Source organism: Erythrobacter sp., from assembly GCF_023653175.1.
Classification (GTDB): domain Bacteria; phylum Pseudomonadota; class Alphaproteobacteria; order Sphingomonadales; family Sphingomonadaceae; genus Erythrobacter.
In genome coordinates, this window is the sequence record NZ_JAMNXL010000045.1 from 1 (window position 1) to 20,781 (window position 20,781).

Genomic DNA, 20,781 nt, shown 5'->3' on the forward strand with positions numbered 1-20,781 from the left:
ACCCATGCGGCCTCCATCGCCGAGAGGCGCGGGCGGAGCGGAAGGTCGGTCATGCGGCAGCTCCCTCGCTGTCGGCCTGCAACTGGCGCGCGGCAGCCTCGCCCGCGATGGCGACGAAGGCGTCGTGCAGCCCTGCGCGCTCGATCGAGAGCGAGAGGATCCCCGCCTCGCCCTCGATCAGCCCCTTGAGCAGCGGTTCGATGCCGCTCTCGGGGAGCGGGAAGTGGAAGAAGTCGCCATTGCGGCGGGTCTCGGCGGGCAGGGCGGACAGCCAGCCGCCCTCGCGCGCGCGGGTCTCGAGCCGGACCTGCGCCGGGATGCGGTCACGCGCGGCCTCGACGCTGCCCGCGTATGGCACCTTGCCCCCGGCGATGATCGCGACGCCTTCGCACAGGCGCTCGGCATGGTGAATGACGTGGGTGGAGAAGATCACGGTGACGCCATCGTCTGCCAGCGCGCGGATCATCAGCTCGAGCTTGCCCTGGTTGATCGCATCGAGCCCCGAGAAGGGTTCGTCGAGCACCACCAGCCGCGGCTCGTGGACCAGCGTGCCGAGCAGCTGGACGGTCTGCGCCATGCCCTTGGAGAGCTGGCGGATCTGGCGGTCGGCAGCGTGGCCGAGGCCGTGCCGCTCGAGCAGATCGACCGCACGCTTGCGGCCCTCCTTCAGGGGCAGACCCCGCAGCGCGCCCATGAAGGCGATCGCCTCGATGCACTTCATCGAAGGGTAGAGCCCGCGCTCCTCAGGCAAGTATCCGATCAGCCGGCCGATGTCGTGCGGCCGGTCATGCCCGAACACGCGGCGCACGCCCTCATCGGGGTCGATGATGCCGAGCAGCATGCGCAGCGTCGTGGTCTTGCCCGCACCATTGGGGCCGAGGATGCCGTAGATCGCCCCCTCGGGCACCGCGATGTCCACGCCGTCGACGGCGCGCGTGCCGTCGAAGCTCTTGACCAGCCCGCGCGCCTCGATGGCGAGCGGGCGTGCGTCTGCCGGAACGGCGCTGAAGCCCTCCGCTCGATTGCCCGAAAGGCTCTGATCGCTTACCGCCATGTCCATGGCATACGCGGTTAGCGGACAGGATTAAACGGAGCCCTTGCCGAATATGGTTAATGCCACCGCAACCCTTTCCGAACAAGTGCAAGAGCGGGTGCTCGCCCTGGGCTTTGCGGTTTGCGGGTTTGCCAGCGCCCGGGAGGATCCGCTCCGCAGCGAGCGGCTGGAGCAATGGCTGGGCGAAGGCCACCATGGGTCGATGGAGTGGATGGCCGCGCGTCTCGACCACCGCCGATCGCCGCAGGGGCTGTGGCCCGAGGCACGGAGCGTCATCGCCCTGGGCATGAGTTACGCCCCCGGGCATGATCCGCTGGCGCTGGAGGGGTCGGGCGAACACGCGCGCATCTCGGTCTATGCGCAAGGGCGGGACTATCACGACGTGGTGAAGAAGCGTTTGAAGGCGCTCGCCCGCTGGCTGGTGGAGGCAGTGCCCGGGGCGCAGGTGAAGGTCTTCGTCGACACCGCCCCGGTCATGGAAAAGCCGCTGGGCGAGGCGGCGGGGATCGGCTGGCAGGGCAAGCACACCAACCTCGTCAGCCCCACCCACGGAAGCTGGCTGTTCCTCGGCGCGATCTACACCACGCTGGATCTGGCCCCGGCCGAGCCACACCGCGACCAGTGCGGAAGCTGCCGCGCCTGCCTCGACGCCTGCCCGACCGACGCCTTCCCCGCACCCTACCAATTGGATGCGCGCCGCTGCATTTCCTACCTCACCATCGAGCACAAGGGCCCGGTGCCCGAGGAATTCCGCGCAAGCCTGGGCAACCGCATCTATGGCTGCGATGATTGTCTCGCGGTGTGCCCGTGGAACAAGTTCGCGAGCGAGGCGCAGGCGATGAAGGAATTTCTCCCCCGCGCCGAACTGGTCGCCCCGCGGTTGGCCGAGTTGCTGGCACTGGATGATGCGGGCTTCCGCGCGCTGTTCAGCGGCTCGCCGATCAAGCGCATCGGGCGGGACCGGTTCGTGCGCAACTGCCTCTATGCGGCGGGCAATAGCGGGAACGCTGGCCTGGCGGGGCAGGTCGAGGCGCTGACCCGCGACTACGATCCGGTGGTCGCCGAGGCGGCGGAATGGGCGCTGGAGCGGCTCAGATAAGGTCTTTCAGCGCCACTTCCGGATCGGCCAGCAGCGCGGGATCGATCTTGCCGCAGCTGCTCTCGAGCAGCTTTCTCGCCTGCACGTAGTCCTTCATCGTCCCCACGCAGTCGAAGGCGATCGGTACCCCGCCCTTGAGGTACACCACGGTGAACTTGCGCGTCTCGGGATCGCCGCGAACCAGCGTCTGGTCGAAGCCGAGGCTTAGCCCCGCGGTCTGGAGCTTCAGGTCATACTGGTTCGACCAGAACCACGGCAGCGCGTGATAGGGCTCCTTCTCGCCCATGATCGCGCGCGCGACGGTGCCCGCCATGTCATGCGCGTTCTGCACCGATTCGAGCCGGATCACCGCGTTGCCCGCAAAGGGGTTGGCGTGTGCGGCGCAGTCGCCGATGGCATAGACATCGTCCAGTGTGGTGCGGCAGCAGAAGTCGACATCGACCCCGTTCGACCCCGCCGCGCCGGCGGCGATCAGCGGTGCGACAGCGGGAACCACGCCGATGCCGACGATCACCATGTCGCAGGGCACCTCCTCGCCGCTGTCGAGCTTCACGCCGGTCACCCGGCCCTCGGCCTCGCCCAGCACCGAATGCACGCCGGTCGACAGGCGCACGTCGACACCCTGACGACGATGCTCCTCGGCGTAGAAGGTGGAAAGCTCCTCGCCCGCCACCCGCGCGAGCAGGCGGGGGAGCATCTCGACCAGCACCACATCGCAGCCGAGTTTGCGCAAGACCGCGGCGGCTTCGAGGCCAATGTAACCACCCCCGATCACCACCGCGCGCTTCGCCCCGTCGGCGAGCGCCTGCATCATCGCATCGGCATCACGCTTGTCGCGCACATAGAATACGCCCGGCAGCACCGCGCCCGGCACGGGCAGCCGCCGGGGATCGCCGCCGCCCGACCAGATGAGCTTGCGATAGGTGACGTGCCCGCCATCGGAGAGCGTCAACGTGTGCCGCGCCGGATCAATCGCGGTCACCGCCGCGCCGAGCCGCAAGGAAATGTCCTTCTCCGCCCAGAATTTCTCGGGCCGGATCATGATCCGCTCGAAACCCTTGTCTCCGGCGAGATATTCCTTCGACAGCGGCGGACGCTCATAGGGCGGCGCGTCGTCGCGCCCGATCATCAGGATCGAGCCCTCGTGCCCGTGCTGACGCAAGGCGATTGCCGCCTGCGCGCCGCCGTGCCCGGTGCCGACGATCACGACGTCTGCGTGCTGCGTGGTGGATGCCATGACCTGCCTTATGCCCCTCCGGTGCTTCGCGGCCCTTGATGTGGCGCAATTTGCCGGAGGGTCAAGTTAGTGGTTTGGAGGTCAGGCCCTACCGCTCCAGCAGATTGCGCGCCTGACTCGCGATCTGTGCGAGCATCGCTGCGCCGACCGGCGGGCGGGCCTGCGCGCGGGCGACGAGCTTGCGGAATTGGGCGACGCCCTGCGCATTGCGTGTCCCCCACTCGGCCACCGCGCCGCGCGGGTCGGCGCTACCAGCCTTGGGGCCGTCCTTGCCCTGCATCAGCCGCCGCAGGAACTCGATCCGCATCTGCTGGAAATCGCGCGCCAACCCCGAGATCAGCAGCCGTTCCCACACGTCGGACGGGCTCATATGCGCCGCGGTTCCCTGTGCCCAGTCGAGGCCCAATGCGGTGCCGATGTCGGTGAAGGCGTGGGTGAGGAGCCGCGGCTCGATCCCGCCGCTGCGCGCGGCTTGAGCGAGGCCCACCGCGCCGTCGAAATCAAACAGCCCGGCGACCCGCCCCGCCAGCCCCTCGGGCGCGCCGACGCTGACGAACCCGTCGCGCAGCGCTCTGGAGCGCGCCCGGGGCTCTTCGGTCAGCAGCTCCTCGCGGCCCGCGACCAGCGCGGTCACACCTTCGGAGAGCGCCCCGATCATCTCGCCCGCTGCGACCTTGCCCGAGGCGGTGCGCAGCACGTCGCTCATCAGGTTGCCGACAGCCGCGGCGAGCCGGTCGAACAGGGCGAGGCGCGCGGTCTCGGGCATGGCGGCGCTTTCAAGATCGCGCCACAGGTCCTCAAGCCCGAACAGGCGCTCGGTCACCACGAAGGCGGCGGCGACCTCGGCGATACCCACGCCCTCTTCCTCGGCCAGTTCGAAGGGATGGACCATGCCGAGCCGGTTGACGATGCGGTTCGAGAGGCTCGTCGCGATCATCTCGCGCCGCAGCCTGTGGGTGCGGATTTCGGCGGCAAAGGTCTTGCGCATCGCCGCCGGGAAGCGCGCGAGCAGCAGCGGTTCGAGCACCGGATCATCGGGCAGCGCGCTCGCCTCGATCGCCGCCTGCAGCGCGAGCTTGCCCGAGGACAGCAGCACCGCGAGCTCGGGGCGGGTCAGCCCCTGCCCGTCGGCGGCGCGGCGGGTCAGCGCCTCGGCGTCCGCCAGCCCCTCGGTGCGGCGGTCGAGATCGCCGGCTTCCTCGAGCCGCTCGATCAGCCGCACATAGGCCGGGATTGCCCCGGCCCCGCCGCTCTCGGCAATCGACAGCGCGAGCGCCTGCAGGCGGTTGTCCTCGAGCACCAGCGCGGCGACATCGTCTGTCATCGCGGCGAGCAGCGTGTTGCGCTTCTTCGGGGTGAGCTTGCCCGACGCCGTGGCGGCGGCGAGCGCGATCTTGATGTTGACCTCGTTGTCCGAGCAATCGACCCCGGCGGAATTGTCGATGAAGTCGGTGTTGATCCGGCCTCCCCCGAGCGAGAAGGCGATGCGCGCGCCTTGCGTGACGCCGAGGTTCGCGCCCTCGCTGATCACCCGCGCGCGCAGATCGGTGGCGTCGACGCGCAGGCCATCATTGGCCGGATCGCCGACCTGAATGTGGCCTTCCTGCGGGGCCTTCACATAGGTGCCGATCCCGCCGAACCACATCAGGTCGACGGGCGCCTTAAGGATCGCGGTGATCAGCGCCTCGGGCTCCATCTCCTTGGCCTCGATCCCAAGCACATCGCGCGCCTGCTTCGAGAGCTTGATCGTCTTGGCCGAGCGCGGGAAGACGCCGCCGCCCTTGGAGATCAGCGCCTTGTCGTAATCGTCCCAGCTCGACCGGGGGAGCGCGAACATCCGGCTGCGCTCCTTCCAGCTCGCCATCGGATCGGGCGCGGGATCGATGAAGATGTGGCGGTGATCGAAGGCGGCGACCAGCTTCAAGGCCTTCGACAGCAGCATCCCATTGCCGAACACGTCGCCCGACATGTCGCCGCAGCCCGCGACGGTGACCGAGTCCTTCTGGACGTCCACCCCCATCTCGCGGAAGTGGCGCTGGACGCTCACCCATGCGCCGCGCGCGGTGATGCCCATCGCCTTGTGGTCATAGCCGTTCGACCCGCCGCTGGCGAAGGCGTCGTCGAGCCAGAAGTCGCGCGATTGGGCGATGCCGTTGGCGATGTCGGAGAAGGTCGCGGTGCCCTTGTCGGCGGCGACCACGAAATAGGGGTCCTCCCCGTCGAGCGCGGTGACGCATTGCGGGTGCACCACGCGCCCGGCGACGATGTTGTCGGTGACGGACAGGAGCGTGCGGATGAAGATTTCATAGGCGGCGTGGCCCTCGGCGGCCCAACCCTCGCGGTCGATCGCGGGGCTGGGGAGCTGCTTGGGATAGAACCCGCCCTTCGCGCCCGTCGGCACGATCACCGCGTTCTTGACGCGCTGGGCCTTCATCAGCCCGAGAATCTCGGTGCGGAAGTCATCGCGCCGGTCGGACCACCTGAGGCCGCCGCGCGCCACTGCGCCCGAGCGCAGGTGGATGCCCTCGACGCGGGGACTGTAGACGAAGATCTCGCGCCAAGGCAGCGGCTTGGGCAGGCCCGGAACCCTGGCGGATTCGAGCTTGAAGGCCAGCGCCTCGGCGGCAGCGGGCGCGAAGGCATTGGTGCGCAGCACCGCATCGATCACCGCGCGGTAGAGCCGCAGCAAGCGGTCATCGTTGATCGCGGTGACCTTGGCGAGACCACGGGTGAAAGCGCCTTGCGCGGCGGTCCCGGCTTCCTCGCGGTCGCCCTCGAAGGCCGGGTTGTGGCGCGCCTCGAACAGGTCGATCATGGCGCGGGTCACCTGCGGCGCGGCGGCGAGTGCGTCGACCACGGTGTAGATAGTGTAGGCAAGACCGGTCTGGCGCAGATAGCGATAGACCGCGCGCAGCCAGTTCGCCTCGCGCGGGAGCAGCCCTGCGGCGGGCACCAGACGGTTGAAGGGATCATCCTCCGCCGCGCCATTGAGCACGTCCGCCAGCGCCGCCTCGATCAGCGCGGCGCGCTCGAGCAGTGCGCCTGCCTCGCGCCCGGCGGGCAGGGTCAGCAGGAATTCGTGGATCGAGCCGAGGCCTGCATCTGTCAGGTAAGTCGGCACCTCGGCGAGCACGCGGAAGCCGAAATTCTCGAAGGCCGGGACCACGTCCGACAGCGCCAGCGCGCCGCGGGTGTGGTAGACCTTGAGGCGCAGCGTGTCCGCCCCGTCATTGGCGAGGCGGTAGAGCCGCACCGCGCGCTCGCTCGGCTTCGCGATCGGGGCATCGGCTTCGGCCACTGTCAACCCGCGCAGCTTGGCGATGTCGCGCGCGGCCTCCTCGGGGCCATAGGCGAGGCGGTAGCCGGTAGGGAAGGCCGGGGCGTAGCGCGCGGCCAGCGCGGCGGCGCGGCCATCGTCCTCGTGCGCGGCGAGGTGGGTGGCGACCGCCTCGTTCCAACCGCGTAGCAGATCGGCCAGCTGCGCCTCGATCGCGGCAGCGTCGGGCAGGCTCGCGCAGGCGCGCACGTCGATCAGGAAGCGCAGCAGCGCGAGGGTCGAGCTTTCGACCTCGAGGCTCCAGTCGAGCAGCGCTGCGCCGGGGGCCTTGAGCAGCATCGCCTGCACCTGCAATCGCACATCGGTGCTAAGGTGATCGCGCGGCAGCCACACGAAGGCAAAGACGTGCCGCTCCAGCGTCGCGCGGACCATGATGACGCGCGGGCGCGGGCGGTCGATCAGCGCCATCTTGGCGGTGACGAGGTCGGCAACGCGCTCCGGATCGAAGGCTGTGAGGAGGTCGTTGGGGAGCGAGGTGAAGGCGTGCACCAGCGCCTTGCCATTGTGCCCGGAAGGGTCGAAGCCGAGGCGCGCGGTGATATCCGTCACCATCGCGCGCAGCACCGGCACTTCGCCCGGCCGCTCGTTCATCGCCGCGCTGGTCCACAGCCCGGCATGGATTGAGAGCGCAGTAATTCTGCCCTTCTCGCGCACGGGAACGAGGAACAGGTCGAGCGGGCTGGCGCGGTGGACGCGGGACTGCACGTTGCTCTTGATCGCCAGCATCGCCTTGGGGGTGCCCGCCTTGTCCTGGGCATCGAACCAGTCGAAGGCGCGGGCATAGGAAATGTCGGCGAGCACGTCCTGCGCCGAGCCGCGGCAGATGCCGAGGCGCGCTTCGGCGGTCCCGTCACGCCGCCGCGTCATGTGGCCGAGCTGGGTCAGCATCCCGCCCTTCAGCCATTCGAGCAGCGCGCTGGCCTCGGCATCGAGCGTCGCGACCGCGTCCGCATCGGCGGCCATGGCGTCCTGCATCGCCGGCCAATCGGCAACCGCGGCGTGGACATCGCCGAGCGTCGCCTCGAGCGCTTCGAGCAGTTCCCGCCGCTGGCGGGCATCGACGCGCGGGGTCTCGATATAGATCAGCGATTCGCGGGTTCCCGCCTTGCCGAGGCCGGTGATCGCGCCATCCGCGTCACGTTCGACCGGCACCACCGGGTGCAGCAGCCGGTCGATCCCCACCCCCTGCGCCGCAATCGTCGCGGCGAGCGAATCGACGAGGAATGGCTGATCGTCATTGATGATCGCGATGCGCAGGTGGCGCCGCGCGCCGCTGGTGGATTCGAGCTGGACGATTGGTTCGCCCCTCTGGCGCGTCGCGGCGGCGGCGAGCAGCCAAGTCGCGGCTTCATCGAGCACCGCCTTGTCCGCGCCCGCATCGCCGGGCAGCAGCGAAGCTTCCAGCGCCACGCGCAAAGCCTTGATCAACGCCTTTGACGGCGCGGCGGCGGCGGCTTTCGACCCCATGCTAGCTCCTGTCCATCCTGCGTCCGGCGCTCGCTTTGGCAGCAATATTATTATGCCGAATTGTTCTTATCGTGTCTTGTCCGATACCCGTATTCCCCGTCGCCGCGCAAGCCGGATGATTGGCCCACTAGGCGGCAACCATGGCGCGGCAGGCATCAAGCGTGAGCTCGAGGCTGCGGATGCGGGCGTCCGCATCATAGGTGGCGCCGCACAGCATGACCTCGTCGGCGCCGGTGCGGGCGATGAAGGCCTCAACGCCCTCGCGCACCTGCGTGCGCGAGCCGACCGCGGCGGCCTGCCCGATATGCGCGAGCATCGCCTGCGCGGTGGCCGAGAGCGTGTCGGTATAGCCCGCGATGGGCGGCGGCAGCTTGCCCGGACTGCCGCTGCGCAGCCGCACGAAGCTCTGCTGCTGCGAGGAGGCGAGCAGGCGCGCCTCGGCTTCGGTCTCGGCGGCGAAGACGTTCATCGCGACCATCACATGGGGCTTTTCGAGCGCCTCGGAGGGCTGGAAATCGCGGCGATAGACCGCCAGCGCGGCATCGAGGTGATCGGGCGCGAAATGCGCGGCGAAGGCGTAGGGCAGGCCCAGCTTGGCCGCCAATTGCGCGCCGAACAGGCTCGATCCGAGCATCCACAGCTCGCACCTGGCGCCCAGCCCCGGCGTGGCGGTGATCGGCAGGTCGTAGTCGCCGGTCAGCAGCGCACGCAGCTCCATGACGTCCTGCGGGAAATATTCGGCGGCCTGATGGAGGTTCTTGCGCAGCGCCCGCTGCAATTCCGGCCCCGCCCCCGGCGCGCGGCCCAGCCCCAGGTCGATCCGCCCGGGGAACAGCGCGTCCAGCGTGCCGAACTGCTCGGCGATCTGGAACGGGGTGTGGTTGGGGAGCATGATCCCGCCCGATCCGATGCGGATGCGGCTGGTGGCATTGCCGATATGCGCGAGCACGACAGATGTGGCGCCGCCCGCGATCCCGTCCATGGCGTGGTGCTCGGCGACCCAGAAGCGGTCGCACCCGAGGCTTTCCGCCGCGCGGGCGAGGTCGGTGGTGGCGGCGAAGGCTTCAGCAAGGGTTCCGCCCTCGCGCACCGGCACCAGATCGAGCACGGAGAATCGGGTCATGTCTGCGGAGTCTCCTGCGGGGCCTGTTCGGGCGCTAGCCCAGTCTCGCCCGCTTCCCCTATCTGCGCAAGATAGTCCTTGGCGGTGACGGCGGCGGGCCCGTCGGGGGCAAGCGTGAGCACCGATTGCCAGCTTTTGCGCGCGGCCTCGTCACGGCCCGCGAGCACGGCGATCACCCCCGCCTCAAGCGCGATTTCGGGGTTGGTCGCGGCGAGCGTGGCGGCCCGTTCGATCGCGGTTTGCGCTTCGGGCAGACGCTCCAGCCGCCGCAGCAGCGTGGCCTTGAGCAGCCAGCCCTCGGCCCGGTCGGGGGCCAGGGCGGTGGAATTCTCGAGCGCGGCGAGCGCCTCTTCGCCCCGGCCCAGAGCGACCAGCGCGCGGGCACGGTCGCTCGCGGCGATGGCTTCGAGCAGCGGGGACTTGGCGGCCTGCGCGTCACTCTCGGCCAGCGTCAGCAGCCCCAGCGCGCCCTCGGCATCCCCGCTGCCGAGCGTCGCCGCCCCGGCAAGCGCGGCAAAGCGCGCGCGGGCGCGCGGTTCGCCCTCGGGCGTCTCCTCGCGCGCGGCGGTGAAGGCGGTGCGCGCGTCGTCCCACAATTCGAGCGCGGCTGCTGCAGTGCCGAGGCAGTGGTTGGCGATCACGCGCTCGGCCCCTGTCGTCTCCGAGCGGCGGATCTGCGCCATGGCATGCGCCCGCGCCGGGTCTTCCTCGATCACGCCAAGGCAGCCGGCGAGCCATGCGCTGACCGGATCGGGCGCTTCGGCGGTCTCGGCCTCGGGCTGCACCGGTGTGCGCTGAGGCCGGTCACGCACCAATTCGTCCCCCTGAATCGCCCCTCCCATCGGGTTGGGGCCGACTTGCAGGGCGAGTGCGAGGAGAATGGACACGTGTGGCTATCCGTAGAATTCGGCCACGATGGCCTTGAGCAGGGCGATGTCGCTGTCCCGCGACAGGCGGTGGTCGCCGTCCTCTACCAGCGTCACCTGAACGTCAGCCGACCGCAGCATCGCCTTGAGACGGAGCGATATCTCCCACGGGACGTCCGCATCGGCCTTGCCGTGGAGGAGGCGGACCGGGCAGGCGAGGTCGATCATGCTCTCCAGCCGCAGGTGGCACTCGGCGTCGGCGAAGAACTTCGCGTGGGTGGGGGTGGGCTCGGGACCGTAGGGGTTCGGCTCGAAGATCGTCTCGCCGCGCTCAAGCGCCGCGCGTTGTTCCTCGCTATAGCCCCAGCGGGTGAAATCGGGGGCCGGCGCGATGCCGATCAGTCCGGCGAGGCGGTGCTTCAGATGCTCGGCGACCAGCAGCATCAGCCAACCGCCCATCGACGAGCCCGCAAGCAGCACCGGACCACTGACGTATGAGGCGACAAGCGCCAGCACTTCGTCACGCCAGGCCGACAGCATGCCCTCGGCAAAGTCGCCATCGCTCAGCCCGCAACCCGAATAGTCGAGCAGCAGGCAGGCGCGGCCCTGCGCCTGGCTTTCCGCGAACAGCGCGGTGGCCTTGCTCCCGCTCATGTCGCTCATGTAGCCGGGCAGGAAGACGAGGCACGGCCCTGCGCCATGGGTATAGCGGAAGGCGATGCGGCGCCCGTCGTAAAGCGTGTGGTGCAAAAGCGCGGTCATGCTGACATCCATGCCGCGCGCGGGGCCGATTGTCACGCAAGCGCAACCGGACGGGGATAGCCAGCGCGCCATGATCACGACCGAACCTGCGGCCCAGCCCGCTGCCACCGCGCTCACCCGGCGCAGCCTGTTCACCCTCGCGGGCGCCTCTGCGGCGCTGGCGGCGACGCCCTCGGCAGCGGCGGGCTTCGGCAGCGGCTTCACCCACTGCGTCGCGAGCGGCGAGCCGGCGGCGACCTCGGTCCTGCTCTGGACACGCTACGTCGCGGGCGCCGAAACAACGCTGACCTGGCAGGTGAGCGAGACCGCGAGCTTCACCAAGCCCGTCGCGGAAGGGAGCGTCTCCGCCTCGCCGTCGCGCGACTGGTGCGCCAAGGGCGTCGCCACCGGCCTGTCGCCCGACCGCTGGTATTTCTACCGCTTCCTCGCGCCCGATGGCACCGCCTCGCCGGTCGGCCGCACCCGCACGCTGCCCGAGGGCCCCTCGGCGAAGTTCCGTATGGCGGTGTTCTCCTGCTCGAACTTCGGATTCGGCTGGTTCAACGCCTATGGCCACGCGGTCGAAGCCAATGACTGCGACCTCGCCGTCCACCTCGGCGACTACATCTACGAATATGCCGCGGGGAACTACCCCGACAAGGGCAAGACCGTTGAGGGCCGCGTGCTCGCCCCCGAGACCGAGATCGTCGCGCTCACCGATTACCGCCTGCGCTACGCCACCTACCGCGCCGACCCCGATCTCCAGCGCCTCCACCAGGTGCTGCCGATGATCACTGTGTGGGACGACCACGAGAGCGCGAACGATTCGTGGGAGAACGGCGCGGAGAACCACCAGGAGGGTGCCGAGGGCACCTGGGCGGCGCGCAAGGCGGCGGCCAAGCAGGCCTATCGCGAATGGCTGCCGGTCGCCGACACCGCCTATTCGACCTATCAGGTGGGCAGCCTTGCCACCCTGTTCCGGATCGACACCCGGCTCGAGGGCCGCGACGAGCAGCTCGATCTCGAAAAGATCATGGCGGGCGCCAAGGACCCGCAGGCGCTGATGGCGGCGCTGGGCAAGTTCCGCGACGGCGAATGGGCGGCCAAGGATCGCCAGCTGCTCGGGGAGGCGCAGGAAGCATGGCTGGGCAAGGCGCTCGCCGCTTCGACCAAGGCCGGCACCCATTGGCAGGTGCTGCTCCAGCAGGTGCTGATGGGCAATCTGCGCACGCCGAAGGACTTTGCCGAAGGGATCGGCGCCGGGCTCCCCGAATTCGTGCGCCAGCGCCTCGCGGCCGCCGCAGCGGCGAGCCAGGCGGGCCTGCCTTCCAACATGGACGCATGGGACGGCTATCCGGCCGCCCGCGCCCGCGTGTTCGAAGCCGCCCTCGCGGCGAACGCCAATCTCGTGGTGCTCGCAGGCGACACCCACAATGCCTGGGCCTTCGACCTGGCGCATGAGGGCACGCCGGTGGGTGTCGAGCTCGGCGGCAATTCGGTGAGCTCGCCCGGGTTCGAGGCCTATCTCACCTTCGTCAAGCCCGACACCCTCGCCGCCGCTCTGGTCGCCGAGAACGAACAGCTCAAGTGGGCCGACACCGCGCAGCGGGGCTACATGATGGTCGAGCTGACCCCGGCGCGCGCCACCACCGAATACCGCTTCGTGGCGGGGATCAAGCAGCGCACGACGCGGCTCGCCGGCACCAAGCGGATCACCACCGACAAGGGCTCGGCCAAGCTCGCCGTCTGACGCGGGACGTGCAAGCCAAGCGTTAAGGAATCCACGCTATTATCGGCCTCCTGTTCATCAGGAGGGTTGCAATGCGTGGAGCTTTCTTGGGCGGAAGTGCCCTTATCCTTGGCACCGGGGCCTATGTGGGCGGTGCGTTCGATCAGGGCGAATATTACGCCATCGCCCCCGTCGACGTCGAATCGCGCCTAGCAGGGATGAATTTCGGCTCGGAACTGGCGGGCGACAGCGGCGATTCCTCGATCCGCCTTGCGCTGCGCAGCCGCGGACCGAGCCTCCTGCGCTGGGATCTGATGGTCGACGGCGAGCGCGCCGGTGAAGTGCGCGCCAACCTCGCTCCCGCCGACAGCGGCACGCGGGTCAACGTGACCTTCAAGTTTGCCGAGGGTGAGGGCATGATGGGGCTTGAGGAAGACCCGCTGGTCAACGGCATCGCCCGTATCGCCATGGAGGAGAAGGTCGATTCCACCCTCGATGGCCGCGCCTTCGACAAGCGGCGGATGCAGGCCAGGATGGCCGCGATGATCGCCGCCAACCCGGGCAAGGTCGCTGCAATGCAGAAATCGTTGCGCGACAACATCGAACGCGAAATGGAGGAGGTCGACCGCGACTTCTCCGAGGATTACCGCTCGCGCGAATATGGCGAGCCCGGCTCCTATGGGAAGCCGACCTCCTACGGCAAGCCCACCATGTCGGCCAAGCCGCAGCGCCCCACCGACTTCGAGGACACCCACGCCGACGGCGGCTGGGGCAAGAACTAGGGCGCGGGCGCAAGCGCGGGTGGGGCTGTTTCCGCCAGCCCTGCCCGCAGCGCTGTCTCGAAGGCCTCGGGCTGGTCGAACATGACGAAGTGGAAGCTGTCGTCGATGATGGTCAGCTGCATGTCGGGCGTGCCCGCATAGGCGGTGCGGTAGAGCGGCTCGACCCGCGCGCGCGGGGCGTAGGGGTTGGCCGCCGCGATCACCCGCACCGGCACCTTCACCTCCGGCAGGCGCGGGCGCATGTCGGTGGTCATCAGCACATGGATCGCAGCCGCAAAGCTCGCGCGGTCGCTGGCGATGGTCCAGTCGGCGACCCGCGTCTGATCGGCCGGTTTCTGGACCAGCGAGAGCACGCCGCGGCGCTGGCCGTCGGCAAAGCTGTCGCGGTCCTGCGCCAGCAGGCCGATGCGCGTATCCTCGGCGATCCGCTTGGTGCTGGCGACAGTCGCGCCCGGATTGAAGATCAGCGGGAAGAAGGGCAGCGAATCCACCACCACCACGCGGGTGATCCGGTCGGGGTGATCGGCGCCCAGCATCAGCCCGAGAAACCCGCCCATCGAGTGGCCCGCATAGGCCGCGCGGGCGACCTTCTGGCAATCAAGGTGCCGGATGATCTCTGCCTCGGTGTTCGCCAGCACCTGCATCGGATCGCCCTTGGCCGGGCGTCCGGCGAACCCTGCGACATGGACGAGATGCAGGCGGTAGTCCCCGGCGAGGCTCTCCTTCACGCCTTCCCACGTCTCGGGGTGCGAGCCGAGACCCGGGACCAGCACCAGATCGGGGCCGGTGCCGGTGACCTCGAAGGGCGGGCAGGGCGCATCCTCGGCCTGCGCGGCAGCCGGGATCAGCAGGGCCGCGAGCGCGACGAGCAGGGGGCGGACGAGTTTCATTCGGTGGTTTCCTCTCTCAGGAAAATGGCTTCGATCGGCAGGCCGAACACGTCGGCAATGGTGAAGGCGAGCGGGAGCGAGGGGTCGTAGCGGCCCTTTTCGATGGCATTGACGCTCTGGCGCGAGACGCCGAGGCGGTCGGCGAGGTCCTGCTGGCTCCAGCCGTGCTCGGCGCGCAGCACGCGCAGGCGGTTGTTCATTCCGCCCCCTCTGCGTCATCCTCGGCGCAGTCCCCGCGGGTGGCGAGCGCATTGACGATGCCGCCGATGCCGAGCCCCACGAACCAGAAGAACGCCGCCCCGAACCCGCCATTGCCGGGGGGCAGGACCTCGTAATTCTGCAGGAACTCCCACACGGTCATGATGCTGAGGCAGAAGGCGGTGGCGAACAGCGACTGACGCACCAGCATATGGCGGATATATTCGTCGGTCTCCTCCTCGAGCAGCCGGAAGATCGTCCAGAAGGTGGCGAGGATCGGCAGCGCGGGCAGCACCGCCGCGCCCCAGGCCAGCAGGCCGGCGGGCGGGGCGTGGCGGAACAGCCAGCCGACCGAGAAGATCAGCATGACATAGATCGTCATGCAGACCGTCAGGCGGATCAGATAGCGCCGCATCGCCGGGGACGGTCTGGTCGCCATGGCTCAGGCCTTGCGCGCCGCGCAGGTGGAATCGCGGCGGATGATCCACGGCACAACCGCCAGCGGCGCGAACTGCGCCACCGCTTGCGGGATGATGTCGAACACCGCGAGCACGGCGATGGCGATCAGCACGGCGGCGAGCAGCAGCGCTTCTTGAATGCGGGTCATGGAAAGCTCCTTTTGCACAATGGCAAGGTTGCTTTACATCTGACTCGCGGCGTGTGTCAAGGTCGCTTTCCATACCTGCCGTTCGGGCGCGGCGGTGATGCCTCTAGTCGCCGTAACGCGATAGCCATTGGCCGAAGCGCGTGGACAGGCCGAGCAGCAATACGCCGACGAGCAGAATGCCGATGATGTGAAACAGAGCCAGCAGCCGGTTGTAGGAAATGATGCTCCGGGCCCATTCCCATGCCCAGCCACCGAGTGCGCTCGTGTCCTTGTTGACCTCCCAGTCGGCGCTTTCTGCGACGCCCGTGACCGGAAGAACCGTGTCGAGCGCGAACATCACTTCGTCGACGTCCTCCTGGCCCTTGGGCGGCGACCCGGGGCACTCCAGCTTCGGCGGCGCCTCTTCCTGAGCCGCAGGAGCCACGACGCCAATGACCGTGTAATCCTTGGGCGTAATGGCGCCGCACTTGTACGCCTTCTCCGTCGTCATGATCGCAAGAACAACTGCAAGGGCCGACAGGAACACGACGCGCGCATAATTGTAGCCATATTCGGTAAGCCAGTCCGCCGCCTTGAAGCTGGACTTCTGGAGGAAATGGGTGCGCCACGAGAGCTGCCAGTTGCGAACCCGGAACCGCTCCTGCTCGACCAGGTTGGCTGAAATCCAGCGCCCCTCGCGCCGCAGGGCATCGGCGGCGATGGTGTAAGGTTCAAGCGAGCGGAAGAGATTGCCCAGGCCCTTCTTGGCCGTGCCCCGAAAGCACCCCCACGGGTTGCAGAGCCATGAACCTAGCGAATACGACGTTCTGTAAGCATTTCGTTCAGGCGGCTGCAGCTCCAGCCATTCGATCGCCATCGGCTTGATGTGGACGGAGTTGGGCGTGCCGACGCGGGGCAGGTCAATATAGAAACTTGCTGCGAAGAACAGCGAGGCCAGCGCCGCTAACGACGCGAGTGTCAGGTCGGTCTCCTCGCCGATCCACCAGACCAGAGCGATGATTACAGAACCAAGGGCAAACAGACCGATCGCGCCAAAGTTCCAGAACCAGTCCTTCTCCTTCATCTTGCTCGAAAGGGTGGTCTCGTCGGCGAGTCGGTGGGGGGCGAGCGGCCCTTGCGGCATGGCCCGCTGATAGGTGAAACCCGAGATCAGCAGTCGCCCGGCACGCGGCCATGCCCCCGACGGAAACTCGAGCAGGGTTGCCGTGGCATGGGCAAGATCGATTCCAGGCAACATTCGATTCCATAGCGACATCTTCCGCGCCCATTCCTTCTTGTTACGGGCAGCCCATTTCCGATGCATTTTGCGTCCGACGCGCGCCTTATCGACCAGATCGCGGTGCCCTTCGGCATCGACAACAACAGCGTTGTCGGCATCGGGAGGTGGCATAATGGAAAGCAGGCCGCCGACCTTCACGCGCTCGGCCTGCAGCCAGGGCCCCTGCCCGGGCGCCGGGTCGAACAGCACGAACAGATCGCCCGTGATCGCGGTTCCCGACAGCTCGATCGCAGCGCCACCGAGATCCGCGGCCGGCGCTTCGAGTGTGAGTTTCTTTCTGTTCTTGGGGGTTGTCTCGTCATTCTCGACTTCATGGGGATGCGCCCACTTGGCCCAGAACAACAGGTCTCCGCCCAGCACCGCATTGCTGAAATCCGCGCCCTTGAGCGCCCTGCTGCCGCACAGGTTGACGGTGTCAGCTGCGGTCAAGCCGCGGGCGCTGATCTGGTGTTTTCGGTTCGCCTTCAGCGCCTTCTTGAGCTCATCGCGGCCCTTGTTCTCGAACGCTCGGTAATGCTGCTCGCTTGCGACCGTCTCGCCGATGGCGAGCTTGAGCAGTCGCAGCGACCAGCTGAACTGCACCCGCTCCACCCGGAGGGCGCCGTCGAAATGGGCCTGATCGAGAGCCACGACGCCATCGATCCGGGTGTTCCAGCCGGCTTCGTCGGGCACGGCCTCGTCTGTGATGCCGATTCGGACATCGCCCTCAATGCGGCTTTCGCGCAAGTCGAGCGCGAAGATATCGGCCCCGCGCGCAAGCTTGCCGGAATTGCGGTCTTCGGGATCGACCAGATCGTTGTAGGTTGTTTCGCGATAGGCAGCAATTTCGTGAGCAACAATGTTGCCGGCTGGGGCATATGCCAGCCGGTCAAAGGTCGGCATCAGGGCCTCGGTCGATCGCAGCCGGGAGCCCGCCAGAGTGAGCCCACCGGCGATTTGCGCATACTTCATCCGTAGGCGCCCATGGCTGCACAGACGCTCCATGAAGACGCTGCCCTCGATCTTGATCCCGTCCCCGCGAATGGCGCTGGTTCGTGCGCGCAAGTTGGAAGTGAGCAGGGCGTGGAGCGTGGAAGCGTTCCAGCGCGCATCATCCGGATCGAACTGTGCGAGCGCGTTCGCATACTCCGTTGACCACCCGCGCAGCAAGGTCGCCCGGCGCCAAGCCGCTGTCAGCGTGCGGCGACGCTTGCCTCGGCCCCAACCGGGCGGGTGGTACATCGCGTCAGTGGCAGGTCGGCGCGTGGGGCTGACACTCCCCTTCGCCAGAGCCTCCAGCACCGCCAGCGGGCACAGCACCACCGCATCGTTCATGTAGAGCGAGCGCTTCGCCTCCAGTCCGCGCATCGTTATGCCGCCCCAGATCTGCGCGCGTTGCAGGCGGATTTCGTTGTCGATCTGCACCTGATTGAGGCCGAGCATCGCACGCTCGGGTGACACCGCCTGCGCCGCGGGATGCCGCCCGAAGGGCTGCAAGACCATGTCCGCCCCGTCGAGAAAGCCGTGGATCCGCGCCCCGGTGAAATCGAGCGGCGCGGACGCATACAAGCGCCGCAGACGCAGGCTCCCACTCAGGCGCAGGAAGGTCGCGTCTATCCCCCGCACCGCGCACCCCGACAGATCGAGTGTGACCATCCCGGCGCTGCTGAGCGACAGCGGCATCGCGAAACTGCAGGCAATAAAGCGCAACGAAAATGGGAGGTCGACATTTGCGAGGCGCAGCGTGGCCGTATCGCCACGGGTGTCGCCTTCGACATGCACGCCGTACATCTGCAAGCCATGCCGCATGTTGCTGCGCTGCTGCGGGGTGGCGCCGGGCGCTGCGGGATCAGCCAGCATGGCCGCCGCCTTGGCGATCGCCGCTTCCAATTCTGCGCGCGTTACGCTGGCGACCGATGCGCGCCCCGACAGGCGTAACCGCGCCTCATCGGCGCTGTCCTCAAATTTCTGGAGTGTTACACCGCCGGTGTCTGGGCTGCCGAGCCCCTCTATGCTTGATCGCTGGAAGGGCGCAAGGAATGGCCTCAGCCATGGCCCGCTTGCACGCAACCGCTGCGAGGGAGGCGCCTGAGCAAACGCGTCTGCGTCGATCCGCTTGCCGGCCTTCATGGCCGCAAGCAGGTGCTTCCGCTCGAGTATCGCCACTACCCCGCCCCCAATGCTTGCGGCGCATCCTCCGTCATGACCGGGCTTAAGGCAATGCGTCATTTATGCACGCTTTAGGCAACCAGCCCCCTGTCAAGGGGTGACTCTTTACCATTCGCAGCCTATATCCTCGCCCATGGCCCTGCTGCTGACCGCCACCGCGACCACGACCACCCGGACTACCATCCGGGGGCGGCGGCGCGCGGGTTAGGCCCGGCAGCCCGCCGCCCGGCTCGGGGCGGCGCGGTGTCTTCTCCGATCCGGAAACACGCGCAACACCGCTCTTCCGGCGCGCCCGCCTTTGCCCTAAGGCGCGCCCAAACGAGACGGATTTGCGACGATGACCGAACTGCTCAAGATCAGCCTCCCCGATGGCTCGGTGCGCGAAGTGCCGGCCGGCTCGACCCCGGCGGACATTGCCGCGGCGATCGGCCCCGGCCTTGCCAAGGCGGCCTTGGCCGCGCGTGTCGATGGAGAGCTGCGCGACCTCACCCGGCCCTTTGACGGCGATGCGAGCCTCGCGCTGGTCACTGCGCGCGACGAGGCCGATGCGCTCGAACTTGCCCGCCATGACTATGCCCACGTGCTGGCCGAGGCGGTGCAGGCACTGTTCCCCGGCACGCAGATCACCTTCGGCCCGGCGACGGACGACGGCTTCTACTACGACGTGAAGGCTCCCGAGAGCCGCGAGCCCTTCGGCATGGACGACTTGCCCCTCATTGAAGAGGAAATGCGCCGCATCATCCGCGCCGACAAGCCGCTGCGCCGCGAGGTCTGGAGCCGCGAAGCGCTGATCACCAAGTGGGCGGGCGAGGGCGAAGTGTTCAAGGCCGAATGGGCCCAGGAACTGCCCGAAGGCGAGGAACTGACCGTTTACTGGAGCGGCAGCGACTGGCTCGACATGTGCCGCGGGCCGCACCTGCCTTCCACCGGCAAGCTCGACCCTGACGCCTTCAAGCTGATGCGCGTCGCGGGCGCTTACTGGCGCGGTGACCAGAACAATGCGCAGCTGACGCGCATCTACGGCACGGGCTGGCTCAACAAGAAGCAGCTCGCCGCCCACCTCACGCGGCTGGAGGAAGCCGCCAAGCGCGATCACCGCAAGCTGGGGCGCGAGATGGACCTGTTCCACTTGCAGGAAGAGGCCCACGGCTCGGTCTTCTGGCACCCCAAGGGCTACCGCATTTGGCGCGAGCTCGAGAGCTATATGCGCCGCAAGATGGACGCCAGCGGCTACCGCGAGATCAAGACCCCGCAGCTGATGGACGTGCGCCAGTGGACGCAGTCGGGTCACTGGGGGAAGTACGCGCAGAACATGTTCGCGGTGCCGGACATCGTGCCGGACGTGGACGAAGAATCAGGCGCCGCCTCCCCCAAGGTCGCCGACGACGCCGAATGGCTGGCAATCAAGCCGATGAACTGCCCGGCGCATGTCATGGTCTTCAAGCAGGGCATCACCTCCTACCGCGATCTGCCGATCCGCCTCGGAGAGATGGGCTGCTGCCACCGCAACGAACCCCACGGCGCGCTCCACGGGTTGATGCGCGTGCGCCAGTTCACGCAGGACGATGCGCATATCTTCTGCACGGAAGGCCAGGTAGTGGCCGAGGTTCAGTCCTTCCTCGCACTGGCTGACAGCGTCTATCGCGACTTCGGCTTCACCTATGACATCAAGCTCGCCCTGCGCCCCGAAAAGCGCTTCGGGAGCGAGGCCGATTGGGACAAGGCCGAGCAGGAATTGCGCGATGCGCTCACCGCGAACGGCCTCGAATGGGAGGAGCTCCCCGGCGAGGGCGCCTTCTATGCCCCCAAGCTGGAATGGCACCTCACCGACGCGATCGGCCGCACCTGGCAGGTCGGCACGATCCAGTCGGACCGCGTGCTGCCCGAGCGGCTCGATGCCAACTACATCGGCGAGGATGGCGATAAGCACCGCCCGGTGATGCTCCACCGCGCGATCTTCGGTTCATATGAACGCTTCATCGGCATCCTGATCGAACACTTCGCCGGACGCCTGCCGGCATGGCTCGCGCCGGTGCAGGCGGTGGTGGCGACCATTGTGTCGGACGCGGATGGCTATGCCGAGGATGTCGCCGCCCAGCTGCGCGCGGCAGGCATCCGGGTCGAGACCGACACCCGCAACGAGAAGATCAATTACAAGGTGCGCGAACACAGCCTCGCCAAGGTCCCGCACCTGCTGGTGGTCGGCAAGCGCGAGGCCGAGGAA

15 protein-coding genes are annotated in these 20,781 nt (G+C 68.0%); 4 read left to right on the plus strand and 11 right to left on the minus strand.

Annotated features, from left to right (window positions below):
• Positions 1 to 49: 49 nt before the first annotated feature.
• Positions 50 to 1,060 (minus strand): ATP-binding cassette domain-containing protein, encoded by a 1,011-nt coding sequence (locus NBV68_RS07210; protein ID WP_296308394.1) that lies wholly within the window; start codon positions 1,058 to 1,060, stop codon positions 50 to 52.
• Positions 1,061 to 1,106: 46 nt separating this feature from the next.
• On the opposite strand from NBV68_RS07210, the gene queG reads away from it, so the two are divergent.
• Complete coding sequence (queG, locus tag NBV68_RS07215; protein ID WP_296308395.1) at positions 1,107 to 2,153, plus strand: tRNA epoxyqueuosine(34) reductase QueG; 1,047 nt, start codon at positions 1,107 to 1,109, stop codon at positions 2,151 to 2,153.
• On the opposite strand, the gene NBV68_RS07220 is transcribed toward queG, so the two are convergent.
• The 5 genes from NBV68_RS07220 to NBV68_RS07240 form a co-directional block, all read right to left on the minus strand.
• A complete protein-coding gene (locus NBV68_RS07220; protein WP_296308396.1) occupies positions 2,146 to 3,390 on the minus strand; it encodes an FAD-dependent oxidoreductase in 1,245 nt (414 codons plus the stop codon). The two genes, queG and NBV68_RS07220, sit on opposite strands and share 8 nt — an antisense overlap.
• Before the next feature lie 88 nt (positions 3,391 to 3,478).
• Positions 3,479 to 8,194 carry an NAD-glutamate dehydrogenase domain-containing protein gene (locus NBV68_RS07225; protein ID WP_296308397.1) on the minus strand — a complete coding sequence of 1,572 codons (4,716 nt, stop codon included), beginning with the start codon at positions 8,192 to 8,194 and terminating at the stop codon, positions 3,479 to 3,481.
• Between the two features lie 127 nt (positions 8,195 to 8,321).
• Positions 8,322 to 9,317 (minus strand): LLM class flavin-dependent oxidoreductase, encoded by a 996-nt coding sequence (locus NBV68_RS07230; RefSeq protein WP_296308398.1) that lies wholly within the window; start codon positions 9,315 to 9,317, stop codon positions 8,322 to 8,324.
• On the minus strand, positions 9,314 to 10,204 hold the full coding sequence (locus NBV68_RS07235; RefSeq protein ID WP_296308399.1) for a tetratricopeptide repeat protein: 891 nt from the start codon (positions 10,202 to 10,204) through the stop codon (positions 9,314 to 9,316). The genes NBV68_RS07230 and NBV68_RS07235 overlap by 4 nt, the downstream gene beginning before the upstream one ends.
• A gap of 6 nt (positions 10,205 to 10,210) precedes the next feature.
• On the minus strand, positions 10,211 to 10,945 hold the full coding sequence (locus NBV68_RS07240; protein WP_296308400.1) for an alpha/beta hydrolase: 735 nt from the start codon (positions 10,943 to 10,945) through the stop codon (positions 10,211 to 10,213).
• A gap of 70 nt (positions 10,946 to 11,015) precedes the next feature.
• On the opposite strand from NBV68_RS07240, the gene NBV68_RS07245 reads away from it, so the two are divergent.
• Both NBV68_RS07245 and NBV68_RS07250 read left to right on the plus strand, forming a co-directional pair.
• Positions 11,016 to 12,674, plus strand: a complete 1,659-nt coding sequence (locus tag NBV68_RS07245; RefSeq protein WP_296308401.1) for an alkaline phosphatase D family protein — start codon at positions 11,016 to 11,018, stop codon at positions 12,672 to 12,674.
• A 71-nt stretch (positions 12,675 to 12,745) separates the two neighbouring features.
• On the plus strand, positions 12,746 to 13,435 hold the full coding sequence (locus tag NBV68_RS07250; protein ID WP_296308402.1) for a hypothetical protein: 690 nt from the start codon (positions 12,746 to 12,748) through the stop codon (positions 13,433 to 13,435).
• Here NBV68_RS07250 and NBV68_RS07255 read toward each other — a convergent pair.
• From NBV68_RS07255 to NBV68_RS07275, 5 genes are all read right to left on the minus strand, one after another.
• Positions 13,432 to 14,325 carry an alpha/beta hydrolase gene (locus NBV68_RS07255; RefSeq protein ID WP_296308403.1) on the minus strand — a complete coding sequence of 298 codons (894 nt, stop codon included), beginning with the start codon at positions 14,323 to 14,325 and terminating at the stop codon, positions 13,432 to 13,434. The two genes, NBV68_RS07250 and NBV68_RS07255, sit on opposite strands and share 4 nt — an antisense overlap.
• On the minus strand, positions 14,322 to 14,525 hold the full coding sequence (locus NBV68_RS07260; RefSeq protein ID WP_296308404.1) for a helix-turn-helix transcriptional regulator: 204 nt from the start codon (positions 14,523 to 14,525) through the stop codon (positions 14,322 to 14,324). Before NBV68_RS07260 ends, NBV68_RS07255 begins: the two co-directional genes overlap by 4 nt.
• The gene (locus NBV68_RS07265) at positions 14,522 to 14,962 is read right to left on the minus strand and encodes a hypothetical protein (RefSeq protein WP_296308405.1); all 441 of its coding nucleotides are present in this window, start codon (positions 14,960 to 14,962) and stop codon (positions 14,522 to 14,524) included. The genes NBV68_RS07260 and NBV68_RS07265 overlap by 4 nt, the downstream gene beginning before the upstream one ends.
• A 3-nt stretch (positions 14,963 to 14,965) precedes the next feature.
• Entirely contained in the window at positions 14,966 to 15,130 is a 165-nt protein-coding gene (locus NBV68_RS07270) for a hypothetical protein (RefSeq protein WP_296308406.1), read from the minus strand.
• 103 nt (positions 15,131 to 15,233) lie between these two features.
• Positions 15,234 to 18,554 (minus strand): hypothetical protein, encoded by a 3,321-nt coding sequence (locus NBV68_RS07275; protein ID WP_296308408.1) that lies wholly within the window; start codon positions 18,552 to 18,554, stop codon positions 15,234 to 15,236.
• A 340-nt stretch (positions 18,555 to 18,894) separates the two neighbouring features.
• Between NBV68_RS07275 and thrS the strand changes: the two genes are divergently transcribed.
• Positions 18,895 to 20,781 (plus strand): threonine--tRNA ligase (thrS, locus tag NBV68_RS07280; protein ID WP_296308410.1); only part of this gene is annotated, 1,887 nt, incomplete at its 3' end.

Bases quoted from the DNA above. Each gene is read 5' to 3' on its own strand.
- NBV68_RS07210 (WP_296308394.1), bottom strand. From the start codon at position 1,060: ATGGACATGGCGGTAAGCGATCAGAGCCTTTCGGGCAATCGAGCGGAG.
- queG (WP_296308395.1), top strand. From the start codon at position 1,107: ATGGTTAATGCCACCGCAACCCTTTCCGAACAAGTGCAAGAGCGGGTG.
- NBV68_RS07220 (WP_296308396.1), bottom strand. From the start codon at position 3,390: ATGGCATCCACCACGCAGCACGCAGACGTCGTGATCGTCGGCACCGGG.
- NBV68_RS07225 (WP_296308397.1), bottom strand. From the start codon at position 8,194: ATGGGGTCGAAAGCCGCCGCCGCCGCGCCGTCAAAGGCGTTGATCAAG.
- NBV68_RS07230 (WP_296308398.1), bottom strand. From the start codon at position 9,317: ATGACCCGATTCTCCGTGCTCGATCTGGTGCCGGTGCGCGAGGGCGGA.
- NBV68_RS07240 (WP_296308400.1), bottom strand. From the start codon at position 10,945: ATGACCGCGCTTTTGCACCACACGCTTTACGACGGGCGCCGCATCGCC.
- NBV68_RS07245 (WP_296308401.1), top strand. From the start codon at position 11,016: ATGATCACGACCGAACCTGCGGCCCAGCCCGCTGCCACCGCGCTCACC.
- NBV68_RS07250 (WP_296308402.1), top strand. From the start codon at position 12,746: ATGCGTGGAGCTTTCTTGGGCGGAAGTGCCCTTATCCTTGGCACCGGG.
- NBV68_RS07255 (WP_296308403.1), bottom strand. From the start codon at position 14,325: ATGAAACTCGTCCGCCCCCTGCTCGTCGCGCTCGCGGCCCTGCTGATC.
- NBV68_RS07260 (WP_296308404.1), bottom strand. From the start codon at position 14,525: ATGAACAACCGCCTGCGCGTGCTGCGCGCCGAGCACGGCTGGAGCCAG.
- NBV68_RS07265 (WP_296308405.1), bottom strand. From the start codon at position 14,962: ATGGCGACCAGACCGTCCCCGGCGATGCGGCGCTATCTGATCCGCCTG.
- NBV68_RS07270 (WP_296308406.1), bottom strand. From the start codon at position 15,130: ATGACCCGCATTCAAGAAGCGCTGCTGCTCGCCGCCGTGCTGATCGCC.